Raw genomic sequence first — 12475 nt, 5'->3', positions numbered from 1 at the left:
GATAAAGTAAAGGTAAAATGTTACAGCCAAAAAGAACAAAATTTCGTAAAGCCCAGAAGGGACGTATGAAAGGGAATTCCCAAAGAGGACACCAGCTTTCCAATGGAATGTTCGGTATCAAATCCTTGGACTCTCACTTCATCACCTCCCGTCAGATAGAGGCTGCGCGTATTGCTGCGACAAGGTATATGAAAAGGCAAGGTCAATTGTGGATAAAAATTTTCCCGGACAAGCCTATCACGAAGAAACCTCTAGAGGTACGTATGGGTAAAGGTAAGGGTGCTCCAGAATATTGGGTTGCCGTTGTTAAGCCTGGAAGGATTATGTTCGAAGTTGCAGGAGTTCCTATGGATATTGCAAAAGAAGCATTGAGACTTGCAGCTCAAAAATTGCCAGTGAAAACCAAGTTTATCGTAGCTAGGGATTATTCCGCTTAATTTTTAATTGAAAAGAAGATGAAACAAGCAGAAATAAAAGAACTTTCAATTGAAGAACTAAAGGAAAAGTTGACCGATTTAAAAAAGCAACATGCTGATTTAAAAATGGCACATTCCGTTACGCCTTTGGAAAATCCTTTACAGATTAAGAAAACGAGAAGGACGGTGGCAAGACTTGCAACAGAATTAACAAAAAGGGAATTACAATAATTGGTTCTGCCTTATGGAAAAAAGAAACTTAAGAAAAGAAAGAATAGGGGTTGTTACCAGCAACAAAATGGAGAAATCAATTGTGGTTTCCGAGGTAAAAAGAGTGAAGCACCCGATGTATGGTAAGTTCGTTCTGAAGACCAAAAAGTATGTTGCCCACGACGAAAAGAACGATTGCAAGGAAGGCGATACCGTTAAAATAATGGAAACCCGACCATTGAGCAAGACTAAGTGCTGGAGATTGGTTGAAATCCTTGAAAGAGCTAAATAATTATGGTACAGCAAGAATCACGATTAAAAGTTGCGGACAACACCGGTGCAAAAGAAGTTTTGACCATCCGCGTACTTGGGGGAACAAAAAGAAGATATGCTTCTTTGGGAGATAAGATTGTAGTAACCGTTAAGGAAGCTGCACCTAATGGAACTGTAAAAAAAGGTTCAGTATCAACTGCAGTTGTGGTTAGAACCAAAAAAGAAGTAAGAAGACCTGACGGTTCTTACATTCGTTTCGATGACAATGCTTGTGTATTGTTAAACCCAACTGGGGAAATGAGGGGAACAAGGGTTTTTGGACCTGTCGCTAGAGAACTTAGGGATAAGCAGTTCATGAAGATTGTTTCACTAGCTCCAGAGGTACTTTAAAAGAAATATCAGCAAGATGAAGTTGAAAATAAAAACAGGAGATACAGTAAGAGTCGTCACCGGAGATCACAAAGGATCCGAGGGGAAGGTGCTTAAAGTTGACAGCGATAAGAACAAAGCTATCGTAGAAGGTGTCAATACCGTATCTAAACATGAGAAGCCTAGTGCAAAGAATCCTCAGGGAGGTATTGTAAAGAAAGAGGCACCTATACATATTTCCAATCTTTCGTTGATTGATCCAAAATCTGGTGATACTACAAGAGTTGGATATGAAGAAAGGGATGGAAAAAAAGTAAGGTTCGCCAAAAAATCCAAAGAAGTAATTTAGTTATGGGTTACATTCCAAGATTAAAGCAAGAATATAAGGAGCGTGTTGTTAAAGCACTATCCGAGGAGTTTGGTTACAAAAATGTAATGCAGGTTCCTAAATTGGAAAAAATAGTGGTTAGCCGTGGTGTCGGTGCAGCGGTTTCGGATAAGAAACTGATTGATCATGCTGTGGAAGAATTGACCAATATTACCGGACAAAAAGCTATTGCCACACTTTCCAAAAAAGACGTTGCTTCCTTTAAATTGAGAAAAGGAATGCCAATTGGGGCCAAAGTGACCCTAAGAGGTGAGCGTATGTATGAGTTTTTGGACAGATTGATAACCTCTGCCCTTCCAAGGGTTAGGGATTTTCAGGGAGTGAAGGCCAACGGTTTTGACGGAAGAGGAAATTACAACCTTGGCGTTACCGAGCAGATTATTTTTCCAGAAATCAATATTGATAGAATCAACAGAATTAACGGAATGGACATCACTTTCGTTACCTCTGCTGAAACAGATAAAGAAGCAAAATCATTGTTAACCGAATTGGGAGTACCCTTTAAAAAGAACTGATATGGCTAAGGAATCAATGAAAGCCCGTGAAAGAAAAAGGGCCAAAATGGTTGCAAAATACGCTGAGAAAAGAAAAGCGCTAAAAGAAGCTGGAGATTACGAAGCTTTGCAAAAGCTACCTAAAAATGCATCTCCTGTACGTATGCGCAATCGTTGCAAATTGACTGGAAGACCAAGAGGATACATGAGAACATTTGGTATCTCAAGGGTTACTTTCAGGGAGATGGCCAATCAAGGCTTGATTCCAGGAGTTAAAAAAGCAAGTTGGTAAACCGATAAAGAAGAAAAATGCTAACAGATCCAATTTCAGATTATCTGACAAGAGTAAGAAATGCCAGTAGAGCAGGTCACAGGGTGGTTAACGTACCAGCTTCAAACCTAAAGAGGCAGATTACCAAAATATTGTTCGACCAAGGATATATTTTGAGCTATAAGTTTGAAGAAGATAACCTTCAAGGAAATATTAAAATAGCCTTGAAGTACGATAAATTTACCAAAGAACCAGTCATTAAGAAATTGCAAAGGGTAAGTAAGCCAGGTTTGCGTAAATATGCTGGATCAGAGGAATTACCAAGAGTTCTAAACGGCTTGGGTATTGCTATAGTTTCGACCTCTCATGGTGTAATGACTAGCAAACAGGCCAAACAAGATAACGTTGGTGGCGAAGTTTTGTGCTACGTTTATTAATATAGAAAGAGTAGAAAAATGTCTAGAATAGGTAACAATCCAATTACAATTCCCGAAGGTGTCACTGTTGAAGTGAACGAGAATGTAGTTACCGTAAAAGGTAAGATGGGCGAATTGACCCAAGAATTTTCAGGAGTTGCGGTAAAGGTTGAAGATGGAGGCGTTCATGTTGCAAGACCATCTGATTCAAAAGATCATAAAGCGAGACACGGGCTGTATCGTTCCCTTATCAACAATATGGTAGCAGGTGTATCTAAAGGATGGACCAAGGAGTTGGAATTAGTAGGGGTAGGATACAGAGCAAGCAACCAAGGGCAGAAGTTGGATTTGGCCTTAGGTTTTTCACACAACATTGTGATGAATATTGCTCCAGAAGTAAAAATTGAGACCATTTCCGAAAAAGGAAAGAATCCAATTGTAAAACTAACATCTCATGACAAACAATTGGTAGGTCAAGTAGCTGCCAAGATCAGAGCTTTTCGTAAGCCAGAACCTTACAAAGGAAAAGGAATCAAGTTTGTTGGTGAGCAATTAAGAAGAAAAGCAGGTAAATCAGCATAATTAGCAGGACTATGGGATTATCTAAGACTGAAAGAAGATTACGAATCAGAAGAAGAATACGAAAAATTTCTTCTGGTACTGAAGCAAGACCAAGATTGTCTGTTTTCAGAAGTAACAAAGAGATATATGCTCAATTGATCGATGATGACAAGGGAGTTACTTTGGCAGCTGCATCCTCAAGAGATAAGGATGTAGACGCAAAAGGCACCAAAAGTGAGGTTGCAACCCTAGTTGGGAAAACAATTGCGGAAAAAGCACTTAAACTAGGTGTTAAGGACGTAGCTTTCGATAGAGGTGGAAACCTATATCACGGTAGAGTAAAATCATTGGCAGAAGGAGCACGCGAAGCAGGACTAAAATTCTAAATAAACTATGTACCAGAAATACAAGAACGTAGAAATAGTTAAGCCAGGTGGACTGGATTTGAAAGATCGTTTGGTCGGTGTCCAAAGGGTTACAAAGGTTACCAAAGGTGGTAGAGCATTCGGTTTTTCAGCAATTGTTGTTGTTGGTGACGAGAATGGTGTTGTGGGACATGGTTTAGGAAAGTCTAAAGAAGTAGCAACTGCTATCGCTAAAGCTATCGAGGATGCCAAAAAGAATTTGGTTCGTATTCCTTTGAATAAAGGTACTCTTCCGCATGAGCAAAAAGGAAAATATGGTGGAGCAAGAGTTTTCATTAAGCCAGCTTCACATGGTACCGGGGTTATAGCCGGTGGTGCAGTAAGAGCGGTATTGGAAGCTGTTGGAGTACACGATGTATTGTCAAAGTCACAAGGATCTTCCAATCCTCACAATGTGGTAAAAGCTACTTTCGATGCGCTATTGCAATTGAGAGATGCGAGCACTGTGGCCAAGCAAAGAGGAATTTCTTTGGAAAAAGTCTTTAAGGGATAAATAAAGGATATTATGTCAAAGATTAAGGTTAAACAAGTAAAGAGCGCTATCAAAAGGACCCAAAACCAAAAAAGGACTTTGGAAGCCCTTGGTTTGCGCAAGATTGGGCATGTTGTTGAACACGATGCAACGCCTAATATCCTTGGAATGATAAATAAGGTAAAACACTTGGTTTCCACTGAGGAAGCTTAAAATATAACGGTACATGGATTTACATAATCTTAAACCAGCAGAAGGCGCTGTAAACAGAGATGGAAAACGTTTAGGACGAGGAGAAGGTTCTGGAAAAGGAGGAACTGCTGCGAGAGGACACAAAGGTGCCAAGTCCAGATCTGGATACTCTAAAAAGATTGGTTTTGAAGGTGGTCAAATGCCTTTGCAACGAAGAGTTCCTAAGTTTGGATTCAAGAATATCAACAGAAAAGAATACCAAGGTATCAATTTGGGCAAATTGCAAGAATTGGTCGATAGCGGTGTGATTAAGAAAGAAGTTACTTTAGAGATACTTGTTGAAAACAGGTTGGCACACAAAAACGACTTGGTAAAGATTTTAGGAGATGGTGAATTAAAGGCCGCACTAAAAATATCTGTTCATAAATTTACTGCTTCTGCTAAAGCGGCTATCGAGGCCGCAGGAGGTGAAGCAATAAGCTTATAAGGAAAAACAAAGCATGAAGAAATTTATTGAGACCATATCAAATATTTGGAAGATTGAAGAGCTAAGGCAACGAATCATTATTACCTTGGGTCTACTATTGGTATACCGTTTTGGTGCACAAATTGTTCTTCCTGGTATAGATACTTCCCAATTAGCACAATTGACCTCAAATACCGAGAATGGAATCTTGGGAATTCTTAATGCTTTTACTGGAGGTGCGTTTGCAAATGCATCTGTTTTTGCTTTGGGTATCATGCCCTACATTTCTGCATCTATTGTAGTGCAGTTGATGGGGATAGCAATTCCTTACTTGCAAAAACTTCAGAAAGAAGGAGAAAGTGGTAGAAAAACCATTAACCAGATTACACGTTGGTTGACCATAGCGATTTGTATAGTTCAGGCACCGGCGTATTTGTTTGGTTTAGGAGCTCTTGGGGTTCCAGATAGTGCTTTTATTTTAGGTAAAGGTTTGGATTTCATTGTGCCAGCGGTAATTATTTTGGTAACAGGATGTGTCTTCGCGATGTGGCTTGGTGAAAAGATTACCGATAAAGGTATAGGAAATGGTATCTCACTTTTAATTATGATTGGGATTATCGCTACCATGCCACAATCATTCGTTCAAGAATTTATTTCAAGAACAACGAACAATACCGGAGGTATTATGTTCATCCTGATTGAGGTAATCATCTGGTTCTTGGTGATTTTGGCTAGTGTGCTGTTGGTAATGGCGGTAAGACAGATTCCAGTGCAATATGCTAGAAGAACAGCTTCAGGAGGATATGAAAAGAATGTTATGGGGTCGCGTCAGTACATTCCATTAAAGTTGAATGCCTCTGGAGTAATGCCGATCATCTTTGCGCAAGCAATTATGTTTGCCCCAAGTTTATTGGGAAGAACTTTTAACAATACTGCTGTTGGACAATGGATGGAAGTTCAATTTGCCGATATTTTCGGATTGGCCTACAATATATTGTTTGCAGTACTTATCATCATATTCACATATTTCTACACGGCGATTACAGTTCCTACGAACAAAATGGCCGATGATTTGAAAAGAAGTGGTGGTTTCATTCCTGGAATTAGACCAGGTAAGGAAACTGGAGATTATTTAGATAAGATAATGTCGTTGATTACATTGCCAGGATCAGTTTTCTTGGCGCTATTGGCAGTTTTACCTGCAGTAGTGGTTAAGTTGATGGATGTGCAGGCAGGTTGGGCATTGTTTTATGGAGGAACGTCACTATTGATTATGGTGGGCGTAGCTATTGACACCGTACAACAAGTAAATTCTTATTTGTTGAACAGACATTATGATGGTTTGATGAAAACCGGTAAAAATAGAAAAGTAGCATAATTTATGGCAAAACAGCCAGCAATAGAACAAGACGGAACTATAATCGAAGCATTGTCTAACGCAATGTTTAGAGTTGAATTAGAGAACGGTCATGTTGTAACGGCACACATTTCTGGAAAGATGCGTATGCATTATATCAAATTGCTTCCGGGCGATAAGGTAAAATTGGAAATGAGTCCATATGATTTAACAAAAGCAAGAATTACTTACAGATACTAATACGATGAAAGTTAGAGCATCAGTTAAGAAAAGAAGTGCCGAATGCAAGATAGTTCGCAGAAAAGGCAGATTATACGTAATCAACAAAAAGAATCCTAGATTTAAACAAAGACAAGGGTAATTATGGCAAGAATTGCAGGTGTAGATATACCTAAACAAAAGCGTGGAGTAATTTCACTTACCTATATTTTCGGAATTGGAAAAAGTAGGGCTCAAGAGATTTTGGCAAAAGCCCAAGTAAGTGAGGACACAAAAGTTTCTGATTGGAATGATGATGAAATAGGAAAAATCCGTGAAGCGGTTTCCTCTTACACCATCGAAGGTGAACTTCGTTCAGAAACACAATTGAACATCAAGCGTTTGATGGATATCGGTTGTTACCGTGGAATTCGTCACAGATCAGGATTACCATTAAGAGGTCAACGTACCAAAAACAACTCTAGGACGAGAAAAGGAAAAAGAAAAACAGTTGCTAACAAGAAAAAAGCAACTAAATAATAATTAATAGTCATTAGTATTTAGACGTTAGAAGAATCTGTTTGAAATGTAAAAGTCTAGGATTCCAATAACTAAGAACTAACACTAGAAACTAAAAAATATGGCAAAGGCAAGTACTAAAACAACAAAGAAGCGCAAGGTAGTTGTAGAATCTGTAGGTGAAGCACACGTTACCGCATCGTTCAACAACATCATCATTTCCTTGACCAATAAAAAAGGAGATGTGATTTCTTGGTCTTCTGCAGGTAAACTAGGTTTCAGAGGTTCTAAAAAGAACACTCCTTACGCTGCCCAGGTTGCTGCTGAGGATTGTGCAAAAGTGGCACACGAAGCTGGCCTTAGAAAAGTAAAGGTTTATGTAAAAGGACCTGGAAATGGTAGAGAATCTGCGATTCGTTCCATTCACAATTCAGGAATAGAAGTTACTGAAATCATTGACGTAACTCCACTACCACACAACGGTTGTAGACCACCAAAAAGAAGAAGAGTTTAATTAATAATCATAATGGGCCCACAAGGGTCTTCACGAAGGTGCAGTGTAGATTATCGAAGGATAAGCCTTAATTCATAATCGCACTTTCAAAACTAAAGAAGATGGCAAGATATACAGGACCAACATCAAAAATCGCTAGAAAATTTGGAGAAGCGATATTCGGAGACGATAAAGCCTTCGAAAAGAAAAGTTACCCTCCAGGACAACACGGAAACAACAGACGCCGTGGTAAAAAGTCTGAATATGCAATCCAGTTAATGGAGAAGCAAAAAGCCAAGTATACCTATGGTATCTTGGAAAAACAATTTAGAAACCTTTTTGATAAAGCCAACCGTAGCAAAGGAGTTACCGGTGAGGTTTTACTTCAATTATGTGAGTCACGTTTGGATAATGTGGTGTACAGAATGGGAGTGTCCCCTTCAAGAAGAGGAGCTCGTCAATTGGTTTCACACAGACACATTACCGTAAACGGTGAGATTGTAAATATTCCTTCCTATTCTCTAAAAGCTGGAGATGTGGTTGCGATTAGAGAAAAATCAAAATCCGTTCAGGCCATAAATGATTCATTGGCCAATAACAGTAGCGTTTACGAATGGATTACCTGGAACTCTGAAAAGAAGGAAGGTACATACGTAGCTGTTCCTGAAAGAATGCAGATTCCTGAAAATATCAAGGAACAATTAATCGTCGAGTTATACTCTAAATAAAATCAACATTAATCCAATATGGCATTACTTAATTTTCAGAAGCCCGATAAAGTTATAATGATAGATTCAACAGATTTCGAAGGGAAATTTGAATTTCGCCCTTTGGAACCTGGTTATGGATTAACAGTTGGAAACGCGTTAAGAAGAGTACTTCTTTCCTCTTTGGAAGGTTTTGCGATCACTTCTGTGCGTATCGATGGAGTTGAACATGAGTTTTCTGTTATTCCTGGCGTTGTTGAAGACGTTACGGAAATGATTTTGAACCTTAAGCAGGTTCGTTTCAAAAGACAGATTGATGATGTAGAGAGCGAGACTGTTTCAGTTTCAGTGAGTGGAAAAGAACAATTGACTGCTGGAGATTTCCAAAAATTTATCTCAGGATACCAAGTATTGAATCCTGATTTGGTTATCTGTAACATGGATCCTAAAGTAAGTATTAACCTTGAGGTTATTATCGAAAAAGGTCGTGGATACGTTCCAGCTGAGGAAAACAAGAAATCCAATGCTCCTTTAGGTAGCATTGCGGTCGATTCTGTTTACACTCCTGTAAAGAATGTAAAATATAGCATCGAAAACTTTAGGGTAGAGCAAAAGACCGATTACGAAAAATTGGTTTTTGAAATCATCACCGATGGTTCTATCCATCCAAAAGATGCATTGACAGAAGCCGCTAAGGTTTTGATTCACCACTTTATGTTGTTCTCTGATGAGCGTATTACATTGGAAGCCGATGAAATCGCACAGACTGAGACCTATGATGAAGAATCATTGCACATGCGTCAGTTGTTGAAAACCAAGTTAGTTGATATGGACCTTTCAGTAAGGGCATTGAACTGTCTTAAAGCTGCGGAAGTAGATACTTTGGGAGATTTGGTTTCCTTCAACAAAAACGATTTGATGAAGTTTAGAAACTTTGGTAAAAAATCATTGACCGAATTGGAAGAGTTGGTTATCAACAAAGGACTTCAATTTGGAATGGATTTGTCAAAATATAAATTAGACAAAGATTAAGTAATCATATTTTGCTCCTCGATAGTATTCGAGTTTGGTAGCAAGATGATAAAACAAATACCATGAGACACGGAAAGAAATTTAACCACTTAGGAAGAACAGCAGCCCACAGAAAGGCAATGTTGGCCAATATGGCCAGTTCCTTAATAGAACATAAAAGAATCAATACTACCGTTGCTAAGGCAAAAGCTTTAAAGCAGTTTGTAGAGCCGTTGATTACTAAGGCGAAGACCGAAAACAATCAAACTACCGAAAAAGGTACGCACAACAGAAGAGTTGTTTTTAGTAACCTTAGAAGTAAAGAAGCTGTTACTGAACTTTTCAGCACGGTTGCCGAGAAGGTTGGAGACAGACCAGGAGGATATACCCGAATCATTAAATTGGGTAATCGTTTAGGTGATAACGCTGATATGGCAATGATCGAATTGGTCGATTTCAACGAATTGTACAACGCCGGTAAAGCCCCTGCCAAGAAAACTACTCGAAGAAGTAGAAGAGGAGGCGGTAAAAAAGTGGAAGCGGCAGCTCCAGTAGCTGAAACAAAAGTAGCGGACGATTCAGAAGAATAAAAGATGTTAATTACTATTGAATTACTGAAAAAAGGATAAGTGAAAACTTATCCTTTTTTTATGTTTTTTTGTTAAACCAAAATTGAAAAAAAGCGCAATGAAGTATCAATCAAAGAAAAGAGCACTAGTACTTTTGGCCGACGGCACTATTTTTTATGGAAAAGCAGTGGGTGACAAAGAAGGCACCGCTGTAGGTGAAGTATGTTTCAACACGGGAATGACCGGTTATCAAGAAATATTCACCGACCCCTCTTATTTTGGACAAATTATGGTTGCTACAAATGCCCATATTGGTAATTATGGCACCAATGCAGACGAGGTTGAATCTGATTCAATTAAGATTGCAGGACTTATAGTTAAGAACTTTAGCTATGAATATTCAAGACCAAGCGCTGATATGAGTTTACAAGAGTTTTTGGATAAAAACAATCTTTTTGCCATATCGGATGTGGACACCAGGGCCTTGGTAAGCTACATTCGTGATAATGGAGCCATGAACGCTTTGATCTCTACTCGAGTGGATGAAATTGATGCACTGAAGGAAGAGCTTAAAAAAGTGCCTAGTATGGAAGGCTTGGAACTGGCCTCCAAAGTTTCTACTAAAGAGCCGTATTATTTTGGCGAAGAAAATGCTGAGTTCAAGATTTCAGCCTTGGATATCGGAATAAAAAAGAACATCCTTAGAAATTTGGCCAAAAGAGGAGCTTATATCAAAGTATTTCCATACAATACTGCGTTTGAAGAAATGCAAAAGTGGAATCCTGATGGATATTTCGTATCCAACGGACCTGGAGATCCAGAGCCTTTGACAGATGCAATTGCCACCACAAAACAAATGATATCTTCCGATAAACCTTTGTTCGGTATTTGTCTTGGGCACCAAGTATTAGCGTTGGCCAATGGCGTATCTACATATAAAATGCATAACGGGCACAGAGGAATCAATCACCCAATTTTGAATTTAGTGACAGGAAAAGGTGAGATAACCTCCCAAAACCATGGTTTTGCTGTAAATCGGGAAGAAACCGAAGCAAATCCTGAATTGGAAATCACCCATACCCATTTAAATGATAATACCGTTGCGGGAATTAAAATGAAGGATAAAGAAGTGTTCTCTGTGCAATACCATCCTGAAGCCAGTCCTGGACCACATGATGCAGATTATTTGTTCGACGAGTTTTTTGAAGCGATCAAAACCAGCAGGAACTAAATCGTTGTAGGTTATTTTTATGTTATTCATAACGTTTCATGACAATTTTCATGAAATTTGAAGGCGCACCTTTTGTATCTTTGCCGAACTAAATTTTCAACCATAAATAGAAGTAGATGAGTATTATTATCAACATTCATGCAAGACAAATTTTAGACTCAAGAGGTAATCCTACCGTTGAGGTAGATGTAATCACTGAAAATGGGGTTTTAGGAAGAGCAGCGGTGCCTTCAGGCGCTTCTACAGGAGAACATGAAGCCGTTGAGTTGAGAGATGGAGGAGATTCTTTTATGGGAAAAGGAGTTGCCCAAGCTGTAAGTAACGTAAATACGATAATAGCTGAAGAGTTGGTTGGAACATCGGTTTTTGAACAAAATCAGATAGACGAGACCATGATTGCCTTGGATGGCACACCCAATAAATCCAAACTTGGCGCCAATGCTATTTTGGGAGTTTCCCTGGCAGCGGCAAAGGCAGCGGCTAACGAATTGGGAATGCCTTTATATCGTTACGTTGGCGGGGTAAGTGCAAATACACTTCCAGTGCCCATGATGAACATCATCAACGGAGGGTCGCATTCAGATGCTCCCATTGCATTTCAAGAATTCATGGTGATGCCCGTAAAAGCAAAAGACTTTAGTCATTCCATGCAAATGGGAACTGAAATCTTCCATAACCTGAAAAAGGTATTGCACGATAGAGGATTGAGCACAGCCGTTGGCGATGAAGGTGGTTTTGCCCCTACTTTGGAAGGCGGTACCGAGGACGCATTGGATACTATTGCCAAAGCTGTTGATAAAGCAGGATACACCTTAGGTGATGATGTAATGATTGCCTTGGATTGTGCCTCAGCTGAATTTTACGTTGATGGAAAATACGATTACACCAAATTTGAAGGTGATAAAGGAAAAGTAAGAACATCTGAAGAGCAAGCTCAATACCTAGCTGACCTTTGTGAAAAGTATCCAATAATATCCATCGAAGATGGAATGGATGAAAACGATTGGGACGGCTGGAAAATGTTAACCGACAAAGTAGGAGACAAAGTACAGTTGGTTGGAGACGACTTGTTTGTAACCAATGTGGAAAGGTTATCTAGAGGAATTGAAAACGGAATTGCCAATTCCATTTTAATTAAAGTAAACCAAATCGGCACATTATCTGAAACTATTGCCGCTGTGAACATGGCCAAAAATGCAGGATACACCTCAGTAATGTCACACAGGTCTGGAGAGACTGAAGATAACACCATCGCTGATTTAGCGGTAGCTTTGAATACGGGGCAGATTAAAACTGGTTCTGCATCACGAAGTGATAGAATGGCAAAATACAATCAATTGCTTAGAATCGAAGAAGAGCTGGGAAGTACAGCCTACTATCCTCAGGAAAAAGCATTCAAAGTAAATTAATTGATGATAATTTAATAGTATATAGAAA

The 12475-nt window shown here is 39.1% G+C and carries 23 protein-coding genes; all 23 read left to right on the top strand.

The genetic code is table 11. The features are described 5' to 3' along the window. Positions 1 to 17 precede the first annotated feature (17 nt). The 23 genes from rplP to eno all read left to right on the top strand — a co-directional run bounded on the left by rplP (position 18) and on the right by eno (position 12447). Positions 18 to 437, top strand: coding sequence for a 50S ribosomal protein L16 (gene rplP / locus ACOKFG_RS16125; protein ID WP_055397052.1), 420 nt, complete (start codon positions 18 to 20; stop codon positions 435 to 437). Between the two features lie 18 nt (positions 438 to 455). Then, positions 456 to 647, top strand: a complete 192-nt coding sequence (gene rpmC / locus ACOKFG_RS16120) for a 50S ribosomal protein L29 (RefSeq protein WP_298791440.1) — start codon at positions 456 to 458, stop codon at positions 645 to 647. Positions 648 to 660: 13 nt separating this feature from the next. Beyond that, positions 661 to 918: a 30S ribosomal protein S17 gene (rpsQ, locus tag ACOKFG_RS16115; protein WP_109661651.1), complete on the top strand. Its 258-nt coding sequence runs from the start codon at positions 661 to 663 to the stop codon at positions 916 to 918. Positions 919 to 920: 2 nt separating this feature from the next. Beyond that, positions 921 to 1289 (top strand): 50S ribosomal protein L14, encoded by a 369-nt coding sequence (rplN, locus tag ACOKFG_RS16110; RefSeq protein WP_298791435.1) that lies wholly within the window; start codon positions 921 to 923, stop codon positions 1287 to 1289. A gap of 16 nt (positions 1290 to 1305) precedes the next feature. Continuing rightward, positions 1306 to 1617, top strand: a complete 312-nt coding sequence (gene rplX / locus ACOKFG_RS16105; protein WP_298791433.1) for a 50S ribosomal protein L24 — start codon at positions 1306 to 1308, stop codon at positions 1615 to 1617. 2 nt (positions 1618 to 1619) lie between these two features. Next, on the top strand, positions 1620 to 2171 hold the full coding sequence (gene rplE / locus ACOKFG_RS16100) for a 50S ribosomal protein L5 (protein WP_298791431.1): 552 nt from the start codon (positions 1620 to 1622) through the stop codon (positions 2169 to 2171). A 1-nt stretch (position 2172) separates the two neighbouring features. After that, positions 2173 to 2442, top strand: coding sequence for a 30S ribosomal protein S14 (gene rpsN, locus ACOKFG_RS16095; protein WP_116218582.1), 270 nt, complete (start codon positions 2173 to 2175; stop codon positions 2440 to 2442). A gap of 17 nt (positions 2443 to 2459) precedes the next feature. Continuing rightward, positions 2460 to 2858, top strand: a complete 399-nt coding sequence (gene rpsH, locus ACOKFG_RS16090) for a 30S ribosomal protein S8 (protein WP_298791427.1) — start codon at positions 2460 to 2462, stop codon at positions 2856 to 2858. 18 nt (positions 2859 to 2876) lie between these two features. Further along, positions 2877 to 3419, top strand: coding sequence for a 50S ribosomal protein L6 (rplF, locus tag ACOKFG_RS16085; protein ID WP_298791424.1), 543 nt, complete (start codon positions 2877 to 2879; stop codon positions 3417 to 3419). Positions 3420 to 3430: 11 nt separating this feature from the next. Next, positions 3431 to 3784, top strand: coding sequence for a 50S ribosomal protein L18 (gene rplR, locus ACOKFG_RS16080; protein WP_298791422.1), 354 nt, complete (start codon positions 3431 to 3433; stop codon positions 3782 to 3784). A 7-nt stretch (positions 3785 to 3791) separates the two neighbouring features. Next, on the top strand, positions 3792 to 4316 hold the full coding sequence (rpsE, locus tag ACOKFG_RS16075; RefSeq protein WP_298791420.1) for a 30S ribosomal protein S5: 525 nt from the start codon (positions 3792 to 3794) through the stop codon (positions 4314 to 4316). Between the two features lie 12 nt (positions 4317 to 4328). Next, positions 4329 to 4508 carry a 50S ribosomal protein L30 gene (rpmD, locus tag ACOKFG_RS16070; RefSeq protein WP_055397075.1) on the top strand — a complete coding sequence of 60 codons (180 nt, stop codon included), beginning with the start codon at positions 4329 to 4331 and terminating at the stop codon, positions 4506 to 4508. 13 nt (positions 4509 to 4521) lie between these two features. Then, entirely contained in the window at positions 4522 to 4974 is a 453-nt protein-coding gene (gene rplO, locus ACOKFG_RS16065; protein ID WP_298791414.1) for a 50S ribosomal protein L15, read from the top strand. Between the two features lie 13 nt (positions 4975 to 4987). Further along, on the top strand, positions 4988 to 6331 hold the full coding sequence (gene secY, locus ACOKFG_RS16060) for a preprotein translocase subunit SecY (RefSeq protein ID WP_298791412.1): 1344 nt from the start codon (positions 4988 to 4990) through the stop codon (positions 6329 to 6331). Positions 6332 to 6334: 3 nt separating this feature from the next. Then, a complete protein-coding gene (infA, locus tag ACOKFG_RS16055) occupies positions 6335 to 6550 on the top strand; it encodes a translation initiation factor IF-1 (protein WP_014031991.1) in 216 nt (71 codons plus the stop codon). Between the two features lie 4 nt (positions 6551 to 6554). Then, positions 6555 to 6671, top strand: coding sequence for a type B 50S ribosomal protein L36 (gene ykgO, locus ACOKFG_RS16050; protein WP_073370549.1), 117 nt, complete (start codon positions 6555 to 6557; stop codon positions 6669 to 6671). 2 nt (positions 6672 to 6673) lie between these two features. Further along, entirely contained in the window at positions 6674 to 7048 is a 375-nt protein-coding gene (rpsM, locus tag ACOKFG_RS16045) for a 30S ribosomal protein S13 (RefSeq protein ID WP_298791407.1), read from the top strand. Positions 7049 to 7148: 100 nt separating this feature from the next. After that, positions 7149 to 7541, top strand: a complete 393-nt coding sequence (gene rpsK, locus ACOKFG_RS16040; protein ID WP_298791405.1) for a 30S ribosomal protein S11 — start codon at positions 7149 to 7151, stop codon at positions 7539 to 7541. Positions 7542 to 7642: 101 nt separating this feature from the next. Further along, positions 7643 to 8248 (top strand): 30S ribosomal protein S4, encoded by a 606-nt coding sequence (rpsD, locus tag ACOKFG_RS16035; RefSeq protein ID WP_298791404.1) that lies wholly within the window; start codon positions 7643 to 7645, stop codon positions 8246 to 8248. 18 nt (positions 8249 to 8266) lie between these two features. Next, the gene (locus ACOKFG_RS16030; protein WP_097047045.1) at positions 8267 to 9259 is read left to right on the top strand and encodes a DNA-directed RNA polymerase subunit alpha; all 993 of its coding nucleotides are present in this window, start codon (positions 8267 to 8269) and stop codon (positions 9257 to 9259) included. Between the two features lie 62 nt (positions 9260 to 9321). Then, entirely contained in the window at positions 9322 to 9828 is a 507-nt protein-coding gene (gene rplQ / locus ACOKFG_RS16025; protein WP_298791401.1) for a 50S ribosomal protein L17, read from the top strand. A gap of 97 nt (positions 9829 to 9925) precedes the next feature. Continuing rightward, the gene (gene carA, locus ACOKFG_RS16020; RefSeq protein ID WP_299174773.1) at positions 9926 to 11038 is read left to right on the top strand and encodes a glutamine-hydrolyzing carbamoyl-phosphate synthase small subunit; all 1113 of its coding nucleotides are present in this window, start codon (positions 9926 to 9928) and stop codon (positions 11036 to 11038) included. A 116-nt stretch (positions 11039 to 11154) separates the two neighbouring features. Then, positions 11155 to 12447, top strand: a complete 1293-nt coding sequence (eno, locus tag ACOKFG_RS16015) for a phosphopyruvate hydratase (RefSeq protein WP_299486387.1) — start codon at positions 11155 to 11157, stop codon at positions 12445 to 12447. The last annotated feature ends 28 nt before the right edge of the window (positions 12448 to 12475 follow it).

The organism is Flagellimonas rhodophyticola (assembly GCF_049332665.1).
Classification (GTDB): Bacteria; Bacteroidota; Bacteroidia; order Flavobacteriales; family Flavobacteriaceae; genus Flagellimonas.
The sequence above is the reverse complement of the archived record's forward strand: the minus strand, read 5'-3'. Positions and strand labels throughout refer to the sequence as shown.